General features: G+C 40.6%; 30 protein-coding genes and 1 pseudogene. 23 read left to right on the top strand and 8 right to left on the bottom strand.

What is annotated here, in order from left to right; genetic code table 11:
• Window positions 1-44 precede the first annotated feature (44 nt).
• Window positions 45-821, top strand: a complete 777-nt coding sequence (locus tag TOL5_RS19235; RefSeq protein ID WP_151778930.1) for an NAD(P)H-binding protein — start codon at window positions 45-47, stop codon at window positions 819-821.
• 512 nt (window positions 822-1,333) lie between these two features.
• Here the strand turns inward: TOL5_RS19235 and plsB are convergent.
• Window positions 1,334-3,919 (bottom strand): glycerol-3-phosphate 1-O-acyltransferase PlsB, encoded by a 2,586-nt coding sequence (gene plsB / locus TOL5_RS19230; protein ID WP_009586070.1) that lies wholly within the window; start codon window positions 3,917-3,919, stop codon window positions 1,334-1,336.
• Window positions 3,920-4,209: 290 nt separating this feature from the next.
• Between plsB and TOL5_RS19225 the strand changes: the two genes are divergently transcribed.
• Both TOL5_RS19225 and TOL5_RS19220 read left to right on the top strand, forming a co-directional pair.
• Window positions 4,210-5,085 carry an acyl-CoA thioesterase gene (locus TOL5_RS19225; RefSeq protein ID WP_005034152.1) on the top strand — a complete coding sequence of 292 codons (876 nt, stop codon included), beginning with the start codon at window positions 4,210-4,212 and terminating at the stop codon, window positions 5,083-5,085.
• A 156-nt stretch (window positions 5,086-5,241) separates the two neighbouring features.
• On the top strand, window positions 5,242-6,480 hold the full coding sequence (locus tag TOL5_RS19220) for a dicarboxylate/amino acid:cation symporter (protein ID WP_010590770.1): 1,239 nt from the start codon (window positions 5,242-5,244) through the stop codon (window positions 6,478-6,480).
• 112 nt (window positions 6,481-6,592) lie between these two features.
• Here the strand turns inward: TOL5_RS19220 and TOL5_RS19215 are convergent, their stop codons facing one another.
• The 7 genes from TOL5_RS19215 to TOL5_RS19185 form a co-directional block, all read right to left on the bottom strand.
• Window positions 6,593-7,540, bottom strand: a complete 948-nt coding sequence (locus TOL5_RS19215; RefSeq protein ID WP_004825204.1) for a metal-dependent hydrolase — start codon at window positions 7,538-7,540, stop codon at window positions 6,593-6,595.
• 141 nt (window positions 7,541-7,681) lie between these two features.
• Entirely contained in the window at window positions 7,682-8,536 is an 855-nt protein-coding gene (gene yihA, locus TOL5_RS19210; protein ID WP_004825201.1) for a ribosome biogenesis GTP-binding protein YihA/YsxC, read from the bottom strand.
• Window positions 8,537-8,691: 155 nt separating this feature from the next.
• Window positions 8,692-9,132 carry an RrF2 family transcriptional regulator gene (locus TOL5_RS19205; protein WP_004825199.1) on the bottom strand — a complete coding sequence of 147 codons (441 nt, stop codon included), beginning with the start codon at window positions 9,130-9,132 and terminating at the stop codon, window positions 8,692-8,694.
• 73 nt (window positions 9,133-9,205) lie between these two features.
• Window positions 9,206-9,553 (bottom strand): hypothetical protein, encoded by a 348-nt coding sequence (locus TOL5_RS19200; RefSeq protein ID WP_004825198.1) that lies wholly within the window; start codon window positions 9,551-9,553, stop codon window positions 9,206-9,208.
• A 163-nt stretch (window positions 9,554-9,716) separates the two neighbouring features.
• Window positions 9,717-10,478: a globin domain-containing protein gene (locus TOL5_RS19195; RefSeq protein ID WP_151781205.1), complete on the bottom strand. Its 762-nt coding sequence runs from the start codon at window positions 10,476-10,478 to the stop codon at window positions 9,717-9,719.
• A 290-nt stretch (window positions 10,479-10,768) separates the two neighbouring features.
• Window positions 10,769-12,328: a helicase HerA-like domain-containing protein gene (locus TOL5_RS19190; RefSeq protein WP_221260575.1), complete on the bottom strand. Its 1,560-nt coding sequence runs from the start codon at window positions 12,326-12,328 to the stop codon at window positions 10,769-10,771.
• A gap of 192 nt (window positions 12,329-12,520) precedes the next feature.
• On the bottom strand, window positions 12,521-13,711 hold the full coding sequence (locus TOL5_RS19185; RefSeq protein ID WP_151781204.1) for a PLP-dependent transferase: 1,191 nt from the start codon (window positions 13,709-13,711) through the stop codon (window positions 12,521-12,523).
• 180 nt (window positions 13,712-13,891) lie between these two features.
• On the opposite strand from TOL5_RS19185, the gene TOL5_RS19180 reads away from it, so the two are divergent.
• The 20 genes and pseudogenes from TOL5_RS19180 to rpsE all read left to right on the top strand — a co-directional run bounded on the left by TOL5_RS19180 (window position 13,892) and on the right by rpsE (window position 23,405).
• Window positions 13,892-14,617: a type 1 glutamine amidotransferase gene (locus TOL5_RS19180; protein WP_004825194.1), complete on the top strand. Its 726-nt coding sequence runs from the start codon at window positions 13,892-13,894 to the stop codon at window positions 14,615-14,617.
• Between the two features lie 274 nt (window positions 14,618-14,891).
• Window positions 14,892-15,203: a 30S ribosomal protein S10 gene (gene rpsJ / locus TOL5_RS19175; protein ID WP_004725677.1), complete on the top strand. Its 312-nt coding sequence runs from the start codon at window positions 14,892-14,894 to the stop codon at window positions 15,201-15,203.
• A gap of 59 nt (window positions 15,204-15,262) precedes the next feature.
• The gene (rplC, locus tag TOL5_RS19170; RefSeq protein ID WP_004825193.1) at window positions 15,263-15,901 is read left to right on the top strand and encodes a 50S ribosomal protein L3; all 639 of its coding nucleotides are present in this window, start codon (window positions 15,263-15,265) and stop codon (window positions 15,899-15,901) included.
• Window positions 15,902-15,912: 11 nt separating this feature from the next.
• Entirely contained in the window at window positions 15,913-16,515 is a 603-nt protein-coding gene (rplD, locus tag TOL5_RS19165) for a 50S ribosomal protein L4 (protein WP_004816870.1), read from the top strand.
• On the top strand, window positions 16,512-16,832 hold the full coding sequence (rplW, locus tag TOL5_RS19160; protein WP_004825192.1) for a 50S ribosomal protein L23: 321 nt from the start codon (window positions 16,512-16,514) through the stop codon (window positions 16,830-16,832). The genes rplD and rplW overlap by 4 nt, the downstream gene beginning before the upstream one ends.
• Before the next feature lie 11 nt (window positions 16,833-16,843).
• A complete protein-coding gene (gene rplB / locus TOL5_RS19155) occupies window positions 16,844-17,668 on the top strand; it encodes a 50S ribosomal protein L2 (RefSeq protein ID WP_004825191.1) in 825 nt (274 codons plus the stop codon).
• A 19-nt stretch (window positions 17,669-17,687) separates the two neighbouring features.
• Window positions 17,688-17,963 carry a 30S ribosomal protein S19 gene (gene rpsS, locus TOL5_RS19150; RefSeq protein WP_004281508.1) on the top strand — a complete coding sequence of 92 codons (276 nt, stop codon included), beginning with the start codon at window positions 17,688-17,690 and terminating at the stop codon, window positions 17,961-17,963.
• A gap of 11 nt (window positions 17,964-17,974) precedes the next feature.
• The gene (rplV, locus tag TOL5_RS19145) at window positions 17,975-18,304 is read left to right on the top strand and encodes a 50S ribosomal protein L22 (protein WP_001982638.1); all 330 of its coding nucleotides are present in this window, start codon (window positions 17,975-17,977) and stop codon (window positions 18,302-18,304) included.
• A gap of 1 nt (window position 18,305) precedes the next feature.
• Window positions 18,306-19,122 (top strand): annotated as a pseudogene (gene rpsC, locus TOL5_RS19140) (30S ribosomal protein S3).
• Window positions 19,062-19,475 (top strand): 50S ribosomal protein L16, encoded by a 414-nt coding sequence (gene rplP / locus TOL5_RS19135; RefSeq protein WP_004825189.1) that lies wholly within the window; start codon window positions 19,062-19,064, stop codon window positions 19,473-19,475. Before rpsC ends, rplP begins: the two are co-directional and overlap by 61 nt.
• Entirely contained in the window at window positions 19,475-19,672 is a 198-nt protein-coding gene (gene rpmC, locus TOL5_RS19130; RefSeq protein WP_004825188.1) for a 50S ribosomal protein L29, read from the top strand. The genes rplP and rpmC overlap by 1 nt, the downstream gene beginning before the upstream one ends.
• Window positions 19,669-19,926 carry a 30S ribosomal protein S17 gene (gene rpsQ / locus TOL5_RS19125; RefSeq protein WP_004725698.1) on the top strand — a complete coding sequence of 86 codons (258 nt, stop codon included), beginning with the start codon at window positions 19,669-19,671 and terminating at the stop codon, window positions 19,924-19,926. The genes rpmC and rpsQ overlap by 4 nt, the downstream gene beginning before the upstream one ends.
• Before the next feature lie 92 nt (window positions 19,927-20,018).
• Entirely contained in the window at window positions 20,019-20,387 is a 369-nt protein-coding gene (rplN, locus tag TOL5_RS19120; protein WP_004725701.1) for a 50S ribosomal protein L14, read from the top strand.
• Between the two features lie 11 nt (window positions 20,388-20,398).
• A complete protein-coding gene (rplX, locus tag TOL5_RS19115) occupies window positions 20,399-20,716 on the top strand; it encodes a 50S ribosomal protein L24 (protein WP_004825187.1) in 318 nt (105 codons plus the stop codon).
• A gap of 16 nt (window positions 20,717-20,732) precedes the next feature.
• The gene (gene rplE / locus TOL5_RS19110; protein ID WP_004825186.1) at window positions 20,733-21,269 is read left to right on the top strand and encodes a 50S ribosomal protein L5; all 537 of its coding nucleotides are present in this window, start codon (window positions 20,733-20,735) and stop codon (window positions 21,267-21,269) included.
• 9 nt (window positions 21,270-21,278) lie between these two features.
• The gene (gene rpsN, locus TOL5_RS19105; protein WP_004825185.1) at window positions 21,279-21,584 is read left to right on the top strand and encodes a 30S ribosomal protein S14; all 306 of its coding nucleotides are present in this window, start codon (window positions 21,279-21,281) and stop codon (window positions 21,582-21,584) included.
• A gap of 13 nt (window positions 21,585-21,597) precedes the next feature.
• On the top strand, window positions 21,598-21,993 hold the full coding sequence (gene rpsH, locus TOL5_RS19100) for a 30S ribosomal protein S8 (protein ID WP_004725709.1): 396 nt from the start codon (window positions 21,598-21,600) through the stop codon (window positions 21,991-21,993).
• Between the two features lie 13 nt (window positions 21,994-22,006).
• Entirely contained in the window at window positions 22,007-22,540 is a 534-nt protein-coding gene (gene rplF / locus TOL5_RS19095) for a 50S ribosomal protein L6 (protein ID WP_004725711.1), read from the top strand.
• 14 nt (window positions 22,541-22,554) lie between these two features.
• Window positions 22,555-22,905: a 50S ribosomal protein L18 gene (gene rplR, locus TOL5_RS19090; RefSeq protein WP_004725713.1), complete on the top strand. Its 351-nt coding sequence runs from the start codon at window positions 22,555-22,557 to the stop codon at window positions 22,903-22,905.
• A 2-nt stretch (window positions 22,906-22,907) separates the two neighbouring features.
• The gene (rpsE, locus tag TOL5_RS19085) at window positions 22,908-23,405 is read left to right on the top strand and encodes a 30S ribosomal protein S5 (protein WP_004825184.1); all 498 of its coding nucleotides are present in this window, start codon (window positions 22,908-22,910) and stop codon (window positions 23,403-23,405) included.
• Window positions 23,406-23,409: the final 4 nt, after the last annotated feature.

Raw genomic sequence — 23,409 nt, 5'->3', positions numbered from 1 at the left:
CCCCTCAGCTTAAGTTTGATTGATTTTGAAGAATAGGTCGTGTCATGCATATTCTATTTGTAGGTTATGGTAAAACATCACAACGTGTTGCTAAACAATTATTTCAGCAAGATCACCAAATTACCACAGTTAGCCGTAGCCCGAAAGCGGATGATTTTGCTCAGCACTTGATGCAGGATATTCATGCACTCGACTTGTCACATATTCAAGCTGTGGATGTGGTCTATGTCGCACTCGCACCTTCTCGAAATACTTCGCTCAATGCCCTAGACATGTATCAGCACACCTATGTAGATTCTGTGCAACCCATCGTCAAGGCACTGAGAAATCATCCAGTGAAACGTATCATCGTGGTGTCATCTACACGAGTGTATGGAGAAAATCAGGGTGAAGTAATCACCGATGATTCTGTAATTATTCCGAGTGATGAACAAGGTCATTTACTGCTAGAAATGGAACAATTGTGGAGACAGGCTTACCCTGTTGAATGTGTGATTGTTCGACCGACAGGAATTTATGGCATGTCTACAATGAGAATGGTAAAACTTGCAGAAACGACTCGGAGTTATCCAAATATTCATTGGTCAAATCGAATCCATATTGATGATCTTGCTAATTTCTTAGCGTATTTGCTTCACGTGGAACATCCTGAAAAATCATATATTTGTACAAACAATAAGCCGCAACCTTTGCATGAAAAAATTTTAAATCTTCAGCGCGAATTGAATTTATCCGAGTTGGCTTTAGAAAGTGATCGGGAGTCGGGAAAGAAAATTTTTGCGGAGAGGGTGTTGGCAAGTGGATTTAAATTAATGCATTAAGATATAGTCAATCTGTTGAAAAATTCATACAGTAGAATATCATTTCTCTTGATCAATAAAATTAAAGCGATCAATAGATTGTTTGATGATATAAAGCTTGCACTGCCACGCTTTAGCTCTAAAGTTTAAATTGTTTTGCGTAGGCGATACTCTACTTTTCAGAGATGAAAAGTAACAAAAATCTTCCGTTGAGCGAGGGGTACATCCTAATACCCCCGCTCAACATGGCAACATCCATGTCGCCTCGTGATAGCAAGACTGTTTATGATTCAAAAGTACAAAATAAATGAATCATCCAAATCACTTGTATGAATAATCAGGCGGTTTGACTATAGCGATAAAGCCTAAGAATAAAAATGATCAGCAGGTGATGAATATAAATGTAACCCGAACAAAGAGAGATTCTTTGATGGAAATATTCAAATTTTGAGAAGTTTTCTTTATTGATCGTAGAGGGCTAGGGCGAGGTAATCATCTCACCCTTCCCCCAAAGGGAGAAGGGTGTTTGACATTTATTTTTTCTTGCGCTTTAAACGCTTCTTGGCTTGTTGTGCGGCTAAAGCATCTAACGCCTCTTTTAGCTCCTCATCGGTAAACGAGGTAATGTGGTGAAGCATTTGTAAGGTCACATCATCCAGTACCAAATTGGCATATTGCGCAACATTTCTGAACTGCTCATCAAAAACGATTGCATGATCTTCGTTGGTTTTAATATAACCTTGTTCAATTAACACTTTCATAAAACTTTGGAATAAAGCTTTATCAAAGAACTCAGGTGAATTGAACTCATACAATACGGATAAACGTTGTCCAACCAAATGACTTAATTCTTCAACTTGGCGAATTGAGATATTTCCAGAGCCACGCTGAGTAATAAGCGCAAGCGTCATGTAATAACGTTCAAGACTTTGACGAACAGGTGCAGCTAAAACAGCAAGTTGATTGTGGTCTTCAGAGTTTGGTGCAGGGCTAAAGATAAAGCCTTCATCATCGACAAAAATTAAATTTGCTTGTGCCAAAGCATCGACATATTCAGTCACTTGAGCTTTGATTTCATGATCTTTCCATTTTAAAAACAATTCAGCTTTTAAGAATGGGTATAGTGTGCGAATCACATTGAGCAGATCGGTCTGGCTGATTTTTCCATTATGCTCGACCAAAGCAGCAATCAATGATGGAAGTACAAAGGCATGTAAAATATTATTGCGGAAGTAGGTCAGTAAAATAGCTTGATTATCTTCAATCGCAATAATATCACCCAGTACATGCTGAACCCGTTTAATCAATTTCAGTTTCATGCCATAAGCAATGATTTCTTTACCTGAAAGTGGTGTCACCTGAGTGCGTTGATCATAAGGAATTGCCGTCAATAACTTACGATAAGTATCCAGTTGTTTGATGCAGATTTCTTCATCCAAAGTGTGTTTTGGTGTCGCCAATAAAATAAGTGATAACAGCGAAACAGGATTGATCACTACAGCGCGGTTAATATTTTCTAAAATGGCATTGGCAGAACTGTTGACTGCATTGGATACTTCTTGAGGGATCGGCGCATCATTGTGTTCAATGCGGATTTGATCTGCACCATGCTGTTTCAATAAGTCGTCTAAAAACACAGGTTCGCCGAAGTTAACATGTACTTTACCAAAAATACGCTCAATTTTTTTCAGGGTTTGTACAATCCCCCAAATGGATTCAGCCTCTTTGGGTTTACCATTCATTTCGCCCACATAGGTTGCGCCTTCCATCAAGCGTTCATATCCCACATAGGTTGGAATGAAAACAATCGGTTTGGCACGACCACGTAAGTGACCATGTACCGTCATTGCCAACATCCCTGTTTTAGGAGGTAATAAGCGTCCTGTGCGAGAGCGCCCACCTTCAATAAAGTATTCAAGTGGCGTATTACGAGAAAGAATGCTGAATAAATATTCTTTAAACACTGATGTATATAAAGCATTACCACGGAAAGAGCGACGAATAAAGAATGCACCACCACCACGAAGCAATTGCCCCACAAATGGCATATTCAGGTTATCACCAGCGGCAATATACGGCACCATCAAACCACGTTTATAAATCACATAAGACAACAGCAAGTAGTCAATATGACTGCGATGACATGGGGTATAAATCACTTCATAGTCTTTGACCAATTCACGTACTGTATTGAAGTTATGTACTTCAACACCATCGTAAAGTTGCGTCCATAGACGGGTTAATGCCATATCGGCAAAGCGTACAGCCGAAGCGGAATAATCCGATGCAATTTCGTTGACAAAACCGATGGCACGACGTTCAGCATCAATCATACTGATTTTAGAGCGAACACTTTCTTTGCGAATCGCATCTTGGACATCTGGTGCTTTGATCAAAGATTGCATCACATTACGGCGATCAGATAAATCTGGTCCAAGGATAACTTCTCGCTGGCGATCTAGAAAGTCATTGAGTTGATTGACAATATAGGTTGCTGGAGAAATGTTGGGATGATGGATTTTTGCATGTTCAACTAAGCCACGCAGTGATTGTGCTTCATGAAACTCTAAGAAGGACTGACGACCATGTAAGCCGATATTCATCAATTGTTTGACTTTACTTGGTGTCGCCCAAGTGTCGGTAAACAAAAGTTTAAACCAAGAATCTTCTTTATCAGGTGAACGCCCCCATAATACTGTCACAGGAATCAGCTCAATGTCTAAGTTCGAATCTTGATCCAGAGACTCAATCAATCTGAGTAAACGTGGCGGAAATGCATGCTCAGGAGGGTTAAAATAATTATTTTCATCCTGATGTTGTAAAAACAGAATCGCCGCTTTTTCACGGTTCGCACCAATCACTAGTGGATCAAGGGCTGGCGCAAGTTGTAAACGACGTGTTTCACCATCAACGACCAAAGCATTACTTCTAGAGTAATTCTGTAATACATAACACACTACTTTCTGAGGTGTTGATGTATTATTTTCAGGGCGATCTGTTGACTGGTCTAGCGTTGGAGTTTCTGTAGGAACCTCTCCAAGAACATGTGGGGTTACCACAAGGTCAAGTATTTTACTCGAAAGTCGACGATACATTTGACCAAAGCCACTCTTGGACATAAATACTCCTAGCCAATGGTGAATCACGCAATACAGCGTATAAAAATAAAAGTTTCTGTAATTGAAGCACAGAACAGGATGTCATTTTCTGACAAATTCACTATTTCTTGTCAGATTTTATCGTTAAAAATCGTATTTTAAACAATCCAGCTAGACAAGAGAAGTGACAGCATAGTTTATGAAAGTTTAGTTTATCACTCTGGATTTATGGCAAAATAGAGTTAAATCTCTAAAATATGAATACTTTATTCTATCCATTTGAATAAAGTCAGTATATAGATAGGTCACTTATGAATGCTTTAACCCAAGAGCTTGTAGAGCTTTTAACGCTAGAAAAACTTGAAGAACATATTTTCCGTGGTCAAAGCCGAAACTTAGTGGGTAAACGTGTTTTTGGTGGACAGGTTTTAGGGCAAGCGCTACGAGCAGCATCCTATACTGCGGACCGTCCTGTACATTCATTGCATGCCTACTTCTTATATGGTGGGGATATTAATGCCCCGATTATTTATGAAGTGGATCGTTTGCGTGATGGTAAAAGCTTTTTAAGTCGTCAAGTGCGTGCCATTCAACATGGGCGTACTATTTTTTCAGCAATGGTTTCATTTGCAACACCTGAAGAGGGGCTGAATTATCAAATTGCTGAACCTGAATATCCAGATCCAGAATCATTAAAATCTGAACAGGAATTAAAAGAAAACTTAATCAGTTTTATTCCTGAAAACATTCGTGCTGCATTTATGCGTCCACGTCAGGTAGAAATTCGTCCGATTAATGTGACCAATCCTTTTCAACCGCAGCCAGAAGCGCCATCCTATGCGCATTATTTGCGTACACATGAGCCATTAGCCGCGGAATTGGTAGATGATATTTCATTAAATCAGGCGATTGTTGCCTTCTATTCAGATTATACCTTGATGATGACTGCATTGCGTCCACACGGTTTAAACTATCTTTCACCAAGTTTGCAATGTGCGAGTATTGATCATGCGATCTACTTTCATAAGCCTGTCAAAGCAGATGATTGGATGCTATATGACATGGATGCAACGGTCAGCGCAAATTCACGCGGTCTAAACTTTGGGCGGATGTGGCAAAATGGTGAATTGGTGTGTAGTACTGTTCAGGAAGGTCTGATGCGTGTACGTGAAATCGAAACACAATAAACGAATAAACCATTCAGGATTAAACCATAAAGAATTAAGCCATCACCATTGATGGCTTTTCTACTTTTTAGCAGAGCTTGTGACAAAAAAATGCTCGATTCTAAATAACTTCAATGGCATAGTTTAAAATGTGAAAATATATAACAGTCAATGACGATGAGCTTAAATACCCAAATTTTAATTGCCGCCATTCTTGGTGTGGCATTTGGATTTCTGTTAAACCAATTCCCTGATACTCAGTTTTTAGACGGCAGTATTTATACTTTGAGTATCGCCAGCAGTATTTTTATTGGTTTACTCAAAATGCTGTTGGTACCGCTAATTTTCAGTTCAATTTTAGTTGGGGTTTCTAATTTAGAAGCAGGTAGCCAGTTAAGCCGTGTCTGGAAAATTACCTTAGCTTGCTGTGTAACTACAACCACTTTGGCACTGATTCTTGGTTTGGCCTCCACTCACTTTTTCCATGTCGGGCAGGGTGTGGATATTGACTTGTTTAAAGATGCTATGAGTCAGCATAAAAGCCCTGATTCATTAACGCCTAGTTCATTTCTGACCAATTTTATTCAAAATACCTTAATTAACCCTTTTAAAGCTTTTAGCGATGGCAATGTTTTGGCGGTTGTGCTGTTTGCATTGTTATTGGGTTTAGCATTGGTGCAGGGCGGAGAACGTTTTAATTCAATCAAACAACTGGCACGTCAATTTTTTGACATTATGATGATGTTGGTTGGTTGGGTAATGAAAGTTGCGCCAATTGGTATTTTTGCCTTAATGGCAAAGCTGATTGCAACAGAAGACATTTCTATTTTGAGCCGTCTTGCTGAGTTTGCGATTGTGGTTACTGGGACAACCATATTTCATGGCGTGGTGGTTCTACCGCTGTTGTTATGGATTTTTGGGAAAATGGATCCCATCACTTTTTTCAAAGGAACGCGTGCGGCATTAATCACGGCTTTTGCGACCAGTTCAAGTTCAGCAACAATGCCTTTAAGTCTGAAATGTACCCAAGAAAATTTAGGGGTACGTCCACAAATTGCAGGTTTTGTCGTTCCATTCGGTTCGCAGTTAAACATGGATGGGACCGCACTTTATGAAGCTGCTGCTGCACTGTTTATTGCGAACCTCATGGGGTTGGAGTTATCGATTACCCAACAAATTATTGTGTGTTTGACAGCGATGATTGCATCATTAGGTGCCCCAGGAATCCCAAGCGCAGGTATGGTCACCATGATTATGGTCTTACAGTCTGTGGGCTTGCCTGCTGAGGCGATTGCGATTTTATTACCAATTGATCGAATTCTCGATACGGTGCGTACTGTAGTGAATGTGCAAGGGGATATGATGATCAGTGTTGTGGTTGATCGACATACTCGAGATATGGAAAGTTCATCTTAGTACAGGGTGTAGACAGAAGCGTTATGCACTTATTTTAAAGTGTTAAGTATAAAAAAGCAGGACTTTAAATCCTGCTTTTTTGATTTCAGTACTATTTAGGCTTGAGCAGTCCCTATGCTGCAACTCTAGGCAAAGCGCGTTTTGCAGCAGGCGATTGATCTAAATACGCAATTGCATCTTCAGTTTTGGCTTCATGTACAGGGTCGTACCATGGCATTAAGTAGCCCAACTGCTGTGAAACCAACCAAAGCGGGTGTGGCATTAAACGATTGTCAGATTGTGCAATACTTGCCCATTCACGCCAAATCCAAGGTTTATAGAATGCTGGCTTTTTGTCTGCAAAACGTGGGTCTTGTCCCATGATGTGTGCAGCACCATCTACCCATAAACCTAATACGGCAGCAATCACGATCACACTTTGATAATAACGTGAAATATAACCACCACCTAAGTGACGATATAAATCAAATGCAACTGTGCGATGTTCAATCTCTTCTGCACCATGCCATTTGACCAAATCGAGCATGTTTGGATCTGCGCCTAATTCAGCCCATTTTTTATTATAAAGTGCATATTTACCCAATACACAGGTCATATGCTCAACTGTTGCCACAATACCTAAACGGAACAAATCCCATTGATGATCAAGAACTTTAGGAACTTTGAAACCAAGTGGTTGATCTGCCAGTAACTTTCCAAACAAGAAATCCATAATTTCAAGATTTCTTTGAATATCAATATGGCGAACGGTTAAGTATTCTTTATTTGCTGACACATGTGCTTGTGCATGCATGGCTTCTTGGCGGATAAAAGCACGAACATCTTCTGCAAGTTTTTCATCTGTGACTTTGGGTAAAACGCGGTTGTATAAACGGCAGAACCAAAACTCACCCGCAGGAAGAATATTGTTGATCTCGTTGATAAAGTAGCTGACAAAAGGCTGATTTGGAATCCAATCGACTGGTGTGTCTTGCCATTCAAACTTCACTTTACGTGGTTTGATGTGGTACTGAATAGACGATCCAATCCGACTGTTTTTAAATTTAGCGAGTAACTTCATCACAGTGTCCTAATTTTTCTTTGGTGATTTCACACTTTATTTATTCAAGTATAAAAAAATGTCCTAAATAGTTATTAGCAATTTAGGACATTGAAGTATCAATATGTGATGAATTTTGTCAGACAAGACGATTTTTAGTTGTTACTCTGGTTTTTCATTTATATTTCCATCAATATTTTCAACATCAAGGTCTGCTTCAGCATCTTGATCGATAAACTCATCTTCGATGTCGTCAGCACTGAGTTCTGGAATCGCATCGAGATCAAAGCCTAAAGTTTTATCTAAGGTGTAATTTAGACGACCTGCCATCACAGAAGCGAGTTCTTCCAAACCTTGTTTATTCAGTGATGAGAACAGTTGAATCGAAAAGTTCAGCTTCATCTTTTTGAGTTGTTGCTGTACTTCTAACAATGCTTTATTGGCAGGACCACGATTGAGCTTATCTGCTTTAGTGAGTAGAACGTGTACAAACAAATGACGAGAATATGCCCATTCCAACATCATCACATCAAAATGTTGTAGAGGATGGCGAATATCCATCAATAAAACTAAGCCTTGTAAACTTTTCCGATGAATCAAATAATTTTCAAGTTCTTTTTGCCAAACGATTTTCATTGCTTCAGGGACAGCGGCATAACCATAACCAGGTAAGTCGACTAAACGTTGGTCTGGATTTCCCAAGCTAAAGAAGTTAATCATTTGGGTGCGACCAGGTTTCTTAGATGCGCGTGCCAATTGTTTTTGATTGGTTAGTGCATTGATGGCGCTGGATTTCCCTGCATTTGAGCGACCCGCAAAGGCGATTTCATAACCTGTATCTTCTACACAAAGATTTAGTTTTGGCGCACTCATCAAGAATTCAGCTTTACGTAACCAGTTTAAAGATGAGGTTGAATATTCCGAAATCGCAGGATCAGCCTTTTTTTCATAACTGATTTTCTGTTTAGGGGCATGTGATGCCTTACTATTTTTAGACTTTCCACTGCTGCGATGCATACTTCAACTTCAATAAATGGATAAACAAGGGACATTATAAAGGAAGTCGAAGATTCAAGCGAATTTTGACACAGATAATTCAAACGGGATTGAGGCGCTTATTTAAATGAAGACATTAAAATAATTTTAAAACAGTTCAATTGAGATCCAAATGCTTAAACATTCAAGTTTGGAATAGGAGAGTTAACAATGGTAGTTTGTGGTGGGGCATTTAAAACATCGGCAACCGTATATTGGTCTAAACTCTGATAAAACTGTTCAACTGCCTGATCTAGAATACCTTTTAAACCGCAACGAGGGCGAAGGACGCATGGTGGGGTATTGCATTCTACGATTTGTGCATCACCTTGCAGGATGCGCACGATATGCCCCAATCGAAACTCAAGGATTACAGGGTTTAAGCGTAAACCTCCACCTTTACCACGCGTGGTAATTAACCAGTCCTGTTTTCCCATAAAATGCACAATTTTAACCAAATGATTCTGTGAAACATTCAAGTCTTGTGCAATTTCGGCAATCGTATAAGGTGTATCTCTTGGAAGAGAGATGTACATCAAAATACGTAAGGCATAGTCGGTAAATTTATTAAGTTGCATAGATTTAAATTAATTGGGCATGAACAGATTGCATGTTTATCTTAGCGTGAATAGACAATGAAAGATATGTTGTCTACAAATTGGCATATTCGAGGATCTCTTGTCCCATGAGTATGCAACCACTTTGGCTGTAATACTCAAAGCGCATACGATACTGACCTTTATATATGTAGCCCCAGACTTCTAATACATCGAATCTTTGCTTTTTATTACGTGGGTTGACAATAGATGGAAGCGCTTTGACCTCTGGTTGAATTTCAATACGATCATCTGGACCAAAATGAAACTCTAAAAGTTTGGCAGCTTGTTTGATTGCTTGATCTTTACATTGCGTAGAAGATTTTATTTCAGCTGCATGGCTAGCCACTGAAAAAGATAACAAACTAATGCTTAGACTGAGAATCAATATGATACGTTGCATGATCTGAACTCTGGTTCATCAATATAAGTATCAGTGTATAAATATTGATTTAAAAGTTAAAGCGCAAAAAGATCAACGATAGTGTAGAGATTTTGAGCTATTCAAAGCATCGTAATGTATGGATTAATCAGGCACCATACATTACGGAGAATATCATTGAGTATTATTTTACCTGTGGTGCAGTCAATTTGACTTGATCACCCACTTGATAGTGATTCAATAATATATTGGATACCGAATATTCAGTATGATTTTCTTCTGGCTTTACAGCAAATTGATAAGTGTTTTCAGTCGCCTGAAGGACAGTGTATTGATGTGGTTGCTCAATATCTTTTTGCGGTACTTTTACTTTCACTGAAATGAATTCGCCTCCATGAATCTGGGCAACTGTCTGTTGATCTACTGCTTCTACTGTAAATGTTTTACCGTTTTCAGATACTTCAATCGCGATAATTTTAAAAGCTCTCCAACCTGCCCAACCGCCATTTTGAGCAACTAGGTTTTCATATTTTTGCTTTTCAACACCAATCAAAATATCTGCCAATTGTAGATAAGCCACTTTCCATGCAGCAATCAATTCAGAGTCCATCGGCACATCTAAAACTTCACTAATAGAATGCAGTAGATTTTCACCGACAATTGAATACTGATCAGGTTGAATATCTAAGCTAACATGCTTGGTCGTAATGTGTTGAACTGCTTTTGCTAAAACAGCAGGATTTTCAATATTCTCAGCATAAGCCAAAACTGCTGCTGCAAGTGCACGAGGTTGGCGACCTGAGTTTTGACTATCTAAGTTGAAAATATTGTTCAGCTCAGGATTATTACCCAACATTCTTTTATAAAAATAGCTGGTTAATGCAACACCATTTTCACGAAGTACAGGGACTGTAGATTTTACAAGTTCAATATGCTGTGGAGTCATTGGCTAGACCTTTTTTATCTGGCTTTATAAGATGTATTTAAAATACATCTTATTAAAAATATTTGCAATACATCTATTTGAAAAAGACATAAAATAATTATGGTTTATTTTAAGATTAACCCTTATTGCTTGAAATAAATGAATTTATTTTTAGATTTTCATGAAAGTTCTTATATAAGTTCGGAGCAAATGATAAGAAAAAAGCAAATATCAAAATAAGTAATATATGTGGTTAAAGCATGGGAAATAAAAAGGAGCGTTAACGCTCCTCATAGATGTGTTTAAAAGAATTAATGTCCACCAAATAACGAACCTAATAAGCCACGTACCAGTTTTTGTCCTGTTGGACCGCCAAGTGTTCTGGCTGCACTCTTGGCAAAAGTACCAATGACATCCTGCGTCAGTTTGGCACGAGCAGCAGCGGCTTTGGCTTCCTCTTTTTGTAAACGTTCTTGCTCTTTGGCTTGTTGTTTGTCTAGGACTTGTTGCTGTTTTGCGAGTTCTTCCAATTGTTTGGCTTGTTGTGCAGCAGCTTCAAAGGCAACTTGTTGCTGTGTGTTGTCGGTCACTTTACGTTGAAGCATTTCATAGGCACTGTCACGATCCACTTCATTATCATAAACACCCGCCACAATACTTTGTGTCATCAGAGCTTTACGTTCTTCAGGTGTGATTGGGCTAAAAGAGGAGTAGGGTGGCATAACCATACCACGCTCTACAATTTGGGGGGTGCCTTGCTCATCCAGAAAACTAATGAGTGCCTCACCAACTGCCAGTTCTGTAATGGCTTGATCAACTTTGAATTCAGGGTTGGCACGGAAAGTATCTGCAGCTGTTTTTACTGCTTTTTGGTCCTTGGGGGTGAATGCACGTAATGCATGTTGTACCCGATTTCCCAATTGCCCTAATACATTTTCAGGAATATCTAGTGGGCTTTGAGTGATGAAATAAATACCCACGCCTTTGGAACGAATCAGACGAACCACTTGTTGGATTTTTTCTTGCAATGTTGGACTGGCATTATTGAACAATAAATGAGCTTCATCGAAAAAGAATACCAATTTAGGTTTGTCTAAATCACCGACTTCAGGCAACTTTTCAAATAACTCTGAAAGCATCCACAGCAAAAAGGTTGCATAAAGCTTTGGCGTATTCATCAGCTTATCCGCAGCCAATAGGTTGATGTAGCCATGCCCATTTGAATCAGTTTGAATAAAATCCATAATGTCTAGGCTTGGTTCACCAAAAAAACGCTGTCCGCCTTGATCCCCTAAAGCCAATAAATTACGTTGGATTGCACCTAAGCTGGCAGGAGAGAGATTGCCATATTCAGCTTTTAAGTCAGCAGCATTTTCGCTGACATAAGTCAACATGGCTTTTAAATCTTTAAAATCAATCAATAATAAACCTTGATCGTCTGCAACACGGAACACAGCTGAAAGCACACCTTCTTGGGTATCATTTAAATTCAACATTTGAGCCAACAATAAGGGACCAATTTCTGAAATGGTGGTGCGAATAGGATGTCCTTGTTCGCCAAATAAATCCCAAAAAATGGTTGGTGATGCGGCAAAAGGAATACTGTCTATACCTAAGCTTTTAATGCGTTCATCGAATTTAGGATTGCTTGAGCCAGCTTTGGCAATACTTGATACATCACCTTTGGCATCAGCAAGAAATACTGGAACACCAATTCTGGAAAAACTTTCAGCGAGCACTTTTAGGGTTACGGTTTTACCAGTACCTGTCGCACCTGCAATGAGTCCGTGACGATTGGCAAATTGTGAGTGTAGAACAATATCTTGAGTGGAATCTGAGGTCTTTTTTGCAATGACGATTGGTGTGCCCATTGTTATTCCTATAGCTTTGATCTAAGTTCGAATCTTATTCATTTGACTCGGTATTTATATGCTTATTGTTATACAAAATTGCATAAAATGATGATGTTGTAAATCTGTGTTCAGTGATAAAAAGTTTTCACGTATCAAAAGCGATACGTGAAGTCATTAAAGCGCTATTTTAAAAAAAATATCAGATATAAATTAAATTGAAATCGCTTGAAGAGCTGTTTGAATATCATAGATTAAATCTTCTGGATCCTCTAATCCAATACAAAAACGCACCAAGATTCCTTGTTGTAAATGTGGATGTGCTAGCTGACGCATCTGGTCAAGTTGATACAACATCACAAGGCTTACTGGACCGCCCCAGCTAAATCCGAGCTTAAATAGTTGAAGCTGATCGCAAAATTTACGAACTGCCGCGAGATCGAATTCGGGTTTGAAGATCACGCTGACGAGACCAGCACTTTGTTGAGTTTCGCAGCTTTCTTTCCAATAAGCATGACTCACATTGGCTGGGTCTGCTGGATGTAAAACTTGTGCAAATACCGCTTGTTGTTTTAACCAGTTTAGAATTTTTAAGGTACTTTGAGATTGATGCTGATAACGCAATTGCATTGATGCTAGGCTGCGTTGTACTTGGGCAGCATCATCACCTGATATGGAGATTCCTTGTATTGCATGCATACGATACAACTGATGATGTAAAGCCCGATCTTGTGTAACCACAGAACCCATCAAAATATCGCCCCCACCACTAGGGTATTTGGTGAGCGCATGTATGCTGATATCAACGGCTAAATGTTCTTGGCTAAAATCAAAAGCATTAAATGCCAGTCCTGCGCCCCAAGTATTATCCAAAGCGACCAGTATATTTTTGGCTTTTGCTTTTTTCACTAAATTAATCAAATCTGGAAATTCAAGCGTGACTGAACCTGCTGCTTCGAGCCAGATTAATTTTGCTTGTTCAGACGGTTGAAATGAGTCAGCACAAATAGAGTCATAAACTTTGACGATGATCCCATAGCGTTGTTCAAGATTGCGCAAATGTTCCATATTTGGACCATAGATATTGTCTGCAACCCAAACTTCATCACCATGGCTTAAAAAACATGAGTTCACAAGGTTGATGGCTGATAACCCACTTGGAGTAAGCAAGCAATATTGACCACCTTCTATTTTTGCAATGTTGTCACCCAGCGTGAAAGTTGTTGGAGTGCCGTGGGTACCATAACTATAGTCATAATCATCAGTCCAATGGCGATTAAATAGTGCATCGGTATTTTCGAATATGATTGTCGATGCACGAAATAAGGGAGGTTGAACTGTATGGATGTACTGTGGCGCTTGTCTTGGAGAATGAATTAAAGCTGTTTGTGGTTTTAGTTTCACAAGAATACTCAAATTTTGTAAATATCAGGACTAAAATAAGGAAAACATAATCACTCGGTGACGAAAAGCAATAATTTGTGAAAAATAATAAATAAAACTGATATTGGCTTCATTTTTGCATTTGTTGAACTGTGTTTTTTGATTTGTAGCGTAGTCGATACAACAAGAATAGGTGATAACATGAAAAAACTTAAAGTGCATTATTTTCAACATATTGCAGGTGAAGGCTTTGGTAGTTGCTATGAATATTTAAAGGCAATGGGTGCCGAAATTACTGCAACAGAGTTTTTTGCTTTACCGACAGATTCAGCATTAGATATAGATGCATTACCTCATGTCAATGATGTGGATTTGCTCATTATTATGGGTGGGGAAATGAGTGTAAATGATGAAGCAAACTTTCCTTGGTTAAAAGTGGAAAAACGCTGGATTAGACGTTATTTGGCATCTGAGAAACCGGCAATTGGCTTGTGCTTGGGTGGGCAGTTAATTGCTAATGCACTTGGTGCAAATGTGCGCCGTAATAATGTGCAAGAGTTAGGCTGGACTTTTGTCAACAAAAGTGATCATGTGCCAGCAGAATACTTTCAACTTCCTGAGCAAATCAGTGTCATGCAGTGGCATAGTGAGACTTTTGATATTCCTAAAGGTGCGATTCGTTTGGCAGAAAATCAAGCATGTCCAAATCAACTCTATCAAATTGGTAAAAATGTTTTGGGTTTCCAGTTTCATCCAGAAATTACACCGCATAGCTTAAACATATTTATCGAGCATGAAGAGGAAGGCATGGTATTTAGCGATATACATAATCAGTCACTCTCCAATTTGAAAAAAACGCCAAACGCAGATTATGTCATTGGAAACCAGTTGCTGAATCATGCAATTGACTATGTTTTAAGGGTTTAAACCTTTGTTTAAATCTTAAACATTTTATTTCTTTACCAATATTGGAATACTGCGAAAAAAATCTAAATTTATTTGCTTAAGCGTTAAACAATCGTTATAATGGGCGACCCTTCGATATGAAGGGATGAATGGCGAAGAAAGTCATTCAGATCGTTACAGTCGTGGCATCGATCACGACCTTAGTGATTTTCACTGCCTTTGACACTTGCCTTATTTAGTGGGGTGAGATGCGTCAAGGGTGATTCTTTATATATTTGGCTTGGAGTTAACTGGTATGTCTAACCAGAGAATTCGTATCCGTCTTAAGTCTTTTGATCATCGTTTAATTGATCAATCTTCTCAAGAGATCGTAGAAACAGCAAAACGTACTGGCGCACAAGTTTGTGGTCCAATTCCGATGCCTACTCGCATCGAACGTTTTAACGTTTTGACATCACCACACGTGAACAAAGATGCGCGTGACCAATATGAAATCCGCACATATAAACGTTTGATCGACATCGTTCAACCTACAGACAAAACTGTAGATGCATTGATGAAGTTGGATCTTGCAGCTGGTGTTGATGTTCAGATCGCATTGGGTTAAGGCTTTCGGTTAATTAACGCTCTAAGTTAATTAAGCCGCTTTTTTAGAGGTTTATGCACATGGCTATTGGTTTAGTCGGTCGCAAGTGCGGTATGACACGTATCTTTACAGATGCTGGTGTTTCTGTGCCTGTAACAGTGATTGAGGTTGATCCTAACCGTATCACTCAAATCAAAACGCTTGAAACTGATGGTTATCAAGCGATTCAAATCACTACTGGTGAACGTCGCGAATCTCGCGTAACTAACGCTCAAAAAGGTCACTTTGCGAAAGCTGGTGTTGCTGCTGGTCGTTTGGTTAAAGAATTCCGCGTTGCAGAAGCTGATCTTGAAGGTCGTGAAGTTGGTGGAACTATCGGTGTTGATTTGTTCACAGTAGGTCAAGTTGTTGATGTTACTGGTCAATCAAAAGGTAAAGGTTTCCAAGGTGGTGTTAAGCGTTGGAACTTCCGTACGCAAGATGCTACACATGGTAACTCTGTATCTCACCGTGTAATCGGTTCTACAGGTCAAAACCAGACTCCTGGTCGCGTGTTCAAAGGTAAAAAAATGCCTGGTCACTTAGGTGATGATCGCGTAACTGTACAAGGTCTTGAGATTGTATCTATTGACGCAGAACGTTCAGTTCTTGTTGTTAAAGGTGCGATTCCTGGTGCTACTGGTGGCGACGTTATCGTTCGTCCTACGATCAAGGCCTGAGGGGAAATAACGTGAATTTAAAAACTGTTTCCGGCTCTGCTGTTGAATTGTCTGAAGTTGCTTTCGGACGTGAATTTAATGAAGCTCTTGTACACCAAGTTGTTACAGCTTATTTAGCTGGTGGTCGTCAAGGTTCTAAAGCTCAGAAGTCACGCGCAGACGTTTCTGGCGGTGGTAAAAAACCATTCCGTCAAAAAGGTACTGGTCGCGCTCGTGCTGGTTCTATTCGTAGCCCAATCTGGGTTGGTGGTGGTAAAACTTTTGCTGCTCGTCCACAAGATTGGTCTCAAAAAGTTAACCGTAAAATGTACCGCGGTGCAATGCAATGTATCTTAGCTGAACTTGTTCGCCAAGATCGTCTTGTATTGGTTGAAGAGTTTGCAGTTGAAGCTCCAAAAACTAAAGAATTGCTTGCAAAACTAAACGGCTTGAACGCTACTCGCGCATTAATCGTTACTGAAGCTGTAGATGAAAATCTATACTTAGCTGCACGTAACCTTCCACACGTTGATGTGGTTGATGCTGCTGGGATCGATCCTGTTGGTTTGATTGCGTTCGATAAAGTTGTTATGTCTGTTGCTGCTGCTAAGAAAATTGAGGTAGAACTCGGATGAACAACGAACGTATCTATCAAGTCCTAAAAGGACCTGTATTCTCAGAAAAAGCACAAGTTTTAGGTGAAACTGCTGGTGTTCAAGTATTTAAAGTTGCACTTGATGCAAACAAGCTTGAAATCAAAAAAGCAGTAGAACAATTATTTGGTGTAGAAGTTGTTAAAGTTAACACGACTATCACTAAAGGTAAGACTAAGCGCTTTGGTCGTACATTAGGACGTCGTTCTGATGTTAAGAAAGCATACGTCACCCTGAAAGCTGGCCAAGATGTTGAAATGGCTGACTTGGGCGATACCGCTGAAAGCGCAGCGGAATAAGGACGAAAATTATGCCGATTCAAAAATGTAAGCCAACGTCTCCAGGACGTCGCTTTGTAGAGAAAGTGGTTCATGATCACCTTCACAAAGGCGCGCCTTATGCACCGTTGGTTGAAGCTAAAAAACGTACTGGTGGTCGTAATAACAACGGTCACATTACTACTCGTCACGTTGGTGGTGGTCATAAACAACACTACCGTATCGTTGACTTTAAACGTAACAAAGATGGCATTCCTGCTGTAGTTGAGCGTATTGAATACGATCCTAACCGTACATCTCATATTGCTTTATTGAAATATGCTGACGGTGAGCGTCGTTATATTATCGCTGCTAAAGGTTTACGTGCTGGTGATAAAGTACAGTCTGGTAACGATGCTCCAATTCGTCCAGGTAACTGCTTACCACTTCGTAACATGCCTATCGGTTCTACACTACATAACATCGAGCTTAAAATCGGTAAAGGTGCACAATTAGTGCGTTCAGCTGGTACTTCTGCTCAGTTGTTAGGTCGTGACGGTTCTTACGCAATCATTCGTCTTCGTTCAGGCGAAATGCGTAAAGTACACGTTGAATGTCGTGCTGTGTTAGGTGAAGTATCTAACTCAGAAAGCAACCTTCGTTCACTTGGTAAAGCAGGTGCTGCACGCTGGCGTGGCGTTCGTCCTACCGTTCGTGGTATGGCGATGAACCCAGTAGACCATCCACATGGTGGTGGTGAAGGGCGTAACAAAGGTATTCAACCTGTAAGCCCATGGGGTCAAAAAGCTAAAGGGTACAAGACTCGTACCAATAAGCGTACGACTAAGATGATCATTCGCGACCGTCGCGTTAAGTAACAAGTAAAGGAATCTGACAATGCCTCGTTCTCTGAAAAAAGGCCCATTCGTCGATGCGCACTTGTTCGCTAAGGTTGAAGCGGCAATCGCGGCTAATAACCGTAAGCCGATCAAAACTTGGTCGCGTCGTTCGATGATCCTCCCGGATTTTGTTGGTTTAACAATTTCTGTACACAATGGCCGTAACCATGTTCCAGTGATCGTATCTGAACATATGGTTGGTCATAAATTAGGTGAATTCGCGCCAACTCGTACCTATCGTGGTCACGGTGTTGACAAGAAGTCTAAACGTTAATAGGTGCTATGATGGAAGTAACTGCTAAATTACGCGGTGCCGCTATCTCGGCACAAAAAGCACGTTTGGTTGCAGACCTAATTCGCGGCAAATCTGTTGCGCATGCTTTAAATATCTTGAACTTCAGCAACAAAAAAGCTGCAGTTTTAGTTAAAAAAGCTTTGGAATCTGCGATTGCAAACGCTGAACACAATAACAGTTTAGATGTTGACGATCTTAAAGTATCTACGATTTACGTTGATGAAGGCATGAGCCTTAAACGTATTATGCCACGTGCTAAAGGCCGTGCAGATCGTATTACTAAGCGTACTTGTCACATTACCGTTAAGGTAGGGGTTTGATATGGGTCAGAAGGTTCATCCAATCGGTATCCGCCTTGGTGTTGTAAAACGTCATAACGCCAACTGGTATGCGAGTCCGAAACAATACGCTGAATATTTGCTTAAAGATCTTCAAGTTCGTGAGTTTTTAACTAAAAAACTTAAAAGCGCGATGATCAGCAATATTCTTATCGAACGTCCTACAGGCGCTGCTAAAGTAACAATTAGCACTGCTCGTCCAGGTATCGTGATCGGTAAAAAAGGCGAAGACATTGAAAAATTACAGCGTGAACTCACCACTATTATGGGTGTTCCAGCGCAAGTAAGCATCAACGAAATCGATCGCCCAGATTTAGACGCTCGTTTAGTTGCTGAAGCAATCGCTTCTCAATTAGAGAAACGTGTAATGTTCCGTCGTGCTATGAAGCGTGCGGTTCAAAATACGATGCGTGCTGGTGCTAAAGGTATCAAAGTTGAAGTTTCTGGTCGTTTAGGCGGTGCAGAGATTGCACGTACTGAATGGTATCGTGAAGGTCGTGTACCTTTGCATACACTTCGTGCTGATATCGACTATGCAACTATGCGTGCTGAAACTACTTACGGTACGATTGGTGTTAAAGTTTGGATTTTCCGTGGTGAGATCTTAGGTGGCATGAAACAAGTCATGAACCCTGCTCCTGCTGAAGAACGTCCAGCTAAACGCGGTCGCGGTCGTGGTGAAGGTCAAGAGCGTCGTGGTCGTCGCAATGATCGTTCTGCTGAAAAAGGAGAATAATCCATGTTGCAACCTAAACGTACTAAATTCCGTAAGGTGCAAAAAGGCCGTAACACTGGTCTAGCGCATCGTGGTAGCACAGTATCTTTCGGTACAATCGCACTTAAATCTATTGAACGTGGTCAAATGACTGCGCGTCAAATTGAAGCTGCGCGTCGTACAATTAGCCGTCGTGTTAAACGTGGTGGTAAGATCTTTATCCGTGTTTTCCCAGACAAACCAATTACTGAAAAGCCATTAGAAGTTCGTATGGGTAAAGGTAAAGGTTCTGTGGAATACTGGGTTTGCCAAATCAAACCAGGTAAGATCTTGTACGAAATGGATGGTGTTAGTGAAGAATTGGCACGCGAAGCGTTTACGCTTGCAGCTGCTAAGCTTCCATTTAAAACCACTATCGTTACTAAGACGGTGATGTAATGAAAACTAAAGATCTACGTGAAAAGTCGGTAGAAGAGTTGACAGCTTTGCTTGATGAGCAACAGTTGAACCAATTCCGTCTTCGTATGGCGAAAGCAACAGGTCAATTGGGTAAATCGCATGAAGTTGCGTTAACTCGTAAGACTATTGCTCGTATCAAGACCCTCCTTACCGAAAAACAGGGGAACGCACAATGAGTGAGCAAACAGTTCGCACGTTAACAGGCAAAGTAGTAAGCGACAAAATGGACAAGTCTATTGTTGTACTTATCGAACGCCGCGTTCAACACCCGTTGTATGGCAAATCAATCCGCCGTTCAACAAAATTACACGCTCATGATGAGAACAACACTGCTAAAACTGGTGATGTTGTAACCATTAAAGAAAGCCGCCCAATTTCAAAAACTAAAGCTTGGACTTTAGTGGAAGTTATTGAAGCAGCTGCTGAGTAATTAGACGTTCTTGTTGCATCATCGGTCAATTTCGAGTACTCTTTGAGCCTTTCGAAATTGCGACCGGTGATGCTCGGTTTTGGAGTAGGGCAATGATTCAGACCGAAAGTATGCTAGACGTAGCAGACAACAGTGGTGCTCGCCGCGTACAATGTATTAAAGTACTTGGTGGTTCACATCGTCGTTATGCTTCTGTTGGCGACATTATTAAAGTTACTGTAAAAGAAGCAATTCCGCGTGGCCGTGTTAAAAAAGGCGACGTGATGAATGCAGTTGTAGTTCGTACTAAATTCGGTATTCGTCGTCCAGACGGTTCTGTGATCCGTTTCGATGATAATGCTGCAGTTATCTTGAACAACAACAAGGCTCCGATTGCCACTCGTATTTTCGGACCAGTGACTCGTGAACTTCGTACTGAACAGTTCATGAAAATCATTTCATTGGCTCCTGAAGTTCTATAATAGAGGCAATCATGGCTAAGATTAGAAAAGGCGATCAAGTAATTGTGATCGCAGGTAAAGAAAAAGGCAAACAGGGTACTGTTTTGTCTGTTTCAAATGACCAAGTTAAGGTTGAAGGCCTTAATTTAGTTAAGAAGCATCAAAAGCCGAACCGTGCAACAGGTGCTGAAGGCGCTATCGTTACACAAGAAGCTTCGCTTCATATTTCAAACGTGGCAATTTTAAATGCTACAACCCAAAAGGCTGACCGTGTTGGTTACCAAGTGATTGAAGGCGTGAAAACTCGCGTTTACAAATCAAATGGTGAATCAGTGGCGGTAGCGAAGTAATAGGTTGAAATAGGCTATGGCCAGACTTAAAACACGTTATAACGACGAAATCCGAGCTAAGTTAAAAGAAGAACTTGGTTTGGCTAATGTGATGGAGATTCCTCGCATCACTAAAATCACCATCAACATGGGTGTTGGTGCGGCTTCAGCTGACAAGAAATTGTTAGATGGCGCTTTGGCGGATATGCAAGCTATTGCTGGTCAAAAACCAGTTCTTACATTAGCGCGTAAATCAATCGCTGGTTTTAAAATCCGTGATGGTTGGCCGATTGGTTGTAAAGTAACTTTACGCGGCGAACAAATGTACGAATTCTTAGATCGTTTGATCTCTATTGCGATTCCTCGTATTCGTGACTTCCGCGGTTTTTCTGCGAAATCATTCGATGGTCGTGGTAACTACTCAATGGGTCTCAAGGAACAAATCATGTTCCCTGAAATCGATTTTGATAAGATCGATCGTATTCGTGGTATGGATATTACTATCACTACGACTGCTCGCACCGATGACGAAGGCCGTGCGCTAATCCGTGCATTCGGCTTCCCGTTCAAATAAGAGGTCGATATGGCTAAGAAAGGTATGATTAATCGCGAATTGAAACGCGAAGCTACAGTTGCTAAATACGCTGCAAAACGTGCTGAATTAAAAGCAACAATTGCAAACGTAAATGCTTCTGATGAAGAACGTTTCGAAGCGATGATGAAGTTACAAGCATTACCACGTAATGCGTCTCCAGTACGTCTTCGTAACCGTTGTGGTTTAACTGGTCGTCCTCATGGTTACTTCCGTAAGTTCGGTTTAAGCCGTAACAAATTACGTGACACAGTAATGCAAGGTGATGTACCGGGCGTTGTTAAGGCAAGCTGGTAAGGAGCGACTATAAATGAGTATGCAAGATACCGTTGCCGACATGTTAACTCGTGTTCGTAACGCACAAATGGCAAAGAAACAAACTGTTTCTATGCCTAATTCTAAGTTGAAAGTTGCAATTGCAAACGTACTTCAACAAGAAGGTTACATTTCAAATGTAGAAGTTGCTGATCTTGAAGGCAAAGCTACTTTGACAATTACTTTAAAATATTTTGAAGGCAAACCAGTTATCGAAACTGTGAAGCGCGTAAGCCGTCCAGGTCTACGTCAGTATCGCGGTAAAGATGCACTTCCGAGCGTTAAGCAAGGTTTAGGTATTGCAATTGTTTCTACAAGCAAAGGCATCATGACTGATCGCGCTGCACGTGCTGCGGGCGTTGGTGGTGAAGTTATTGCTTTTGTTTCTTAATAGGTGATTCCTCATGTCTCGTGTGGCTAAAGCCCCAGTAACTGTACCTAACGGTGTAGCAGTTACTCAGAACGGCCGGCAGGTCGAAGTGAAAGGCAGCAAAGGTACGTTGTCTTTCAACCTGCATGCGCTGGTCGAGCTTAAACAGGAAGAAGGTCAACTTCATATTGCTCCAGTTAAAGAATCTCGTGATTCTTGGATGCAAGCTGGTACTGCTCGCGCTGTTCTTAATAACCTTGTTAAAGGTGTTAACGAAGGCTTCGAACGTAAGTTACAACTGATCGGTGTTGGTTATAAAGCTGCGGTTAAAGGTACTGTTGTAAACCTTAACCTTGGTTATTCTCATCCAATCGATTACGCTCTTCCAGAAGGTGTAACTGCTGAAACTCCGACTGCTACTGAAATCATTTTGAAATCAGCTAACAAGCAATTGTTAGGTCAAGTTGCTGCAGAAATCCGTGGTTATCGTCCGCCAGAGCCTTATAAAGGTAAAGGTGTTCGTTATTCTGACGAAGTTGTACTTCGTAAAGAAGCTAAGAAGAAATAAGGCGCGAGGTTCTTATGAACGAAAAGAAACAATCCCGTTTGCGTCGTGCGAAAAGCACACGCTTGCACATTCGTGCATTGGGTGCGACTCGTTTGTGTGTAAACCGCACGCCGCGTCACATCTATGCTCAAGTTATTTCTGCAGATGGTGGCAAAGTATTAGCGCAAGCTTCTACTTTGGATGCATCTTTACGTAGCGGAACTACTGGTAATGTAGATTCAGCTACTAAAGTAGGTGCTTTAATCGCAGAACGTGCAAAAGCTGCTGGTGTAACTAAAGTTGCATTTGACCGTTCTGGTTTTAAATATCATGGTCGTATCAAAGCCTTGGCTGATGCTGCTCGTGAAAACGGCTTGGAGTTCTAATCATGGCTAAAGTTGAACAAAACGAAGGTCTTGTTGAAAAGCTGGTTGCCGTTGATCGTGTAGCCAAAGTTGTTAAGGGTGGTCGTATCTTCTCTTTCACAGCATTAACTGTTGTGGGTGATGGTAATGGTCGTGTAGGTTTTGGTCGCGGTAAAGCGCGTGAAGTTCCAGCTGCTATTTCTAAAGCACTTGAAGCTGCACGCCGCAACATGATCACTGTTGATCTTGTTGATGGTACTGTACAACATCCTATTAATGCTCGTCATGGCGCTAGCCGTGTTTACATGCAACCTGCATCAGAAGGTACTGGCGTAATCGCTGGTGGTTCTATGCGTGCGGTTTTAGAAGCTGCTGGTGTACGTAACGTATTGACGAAGTGCTATGGTTCTACTAACGCAGCTAACGTTGTAAACGCGACTTTTAACGGTTTGCGTGATATGACTTCTCCTGAGAAAGTTGCTGCGAAACGTGGTCTTTCAGTAGAACAAATTTTAGGGTAATCAA

The sequence above is a fragment of the Acinetobacter sp. Tol 5 genome (genome assembly GCF_019702905.1).
GTDB lineage: Bacteria > Pseudomonadota > Gammaproteobacteria > Pseudomonadales > Moraxellaceae > Acinetobacter > Acinetobacter bereziniae.
The sequence above is the reverse complement of the archived record's forward strand: the minus strand, read 5'-3'. Positions and strand labels throughout refer to the sequence as shown.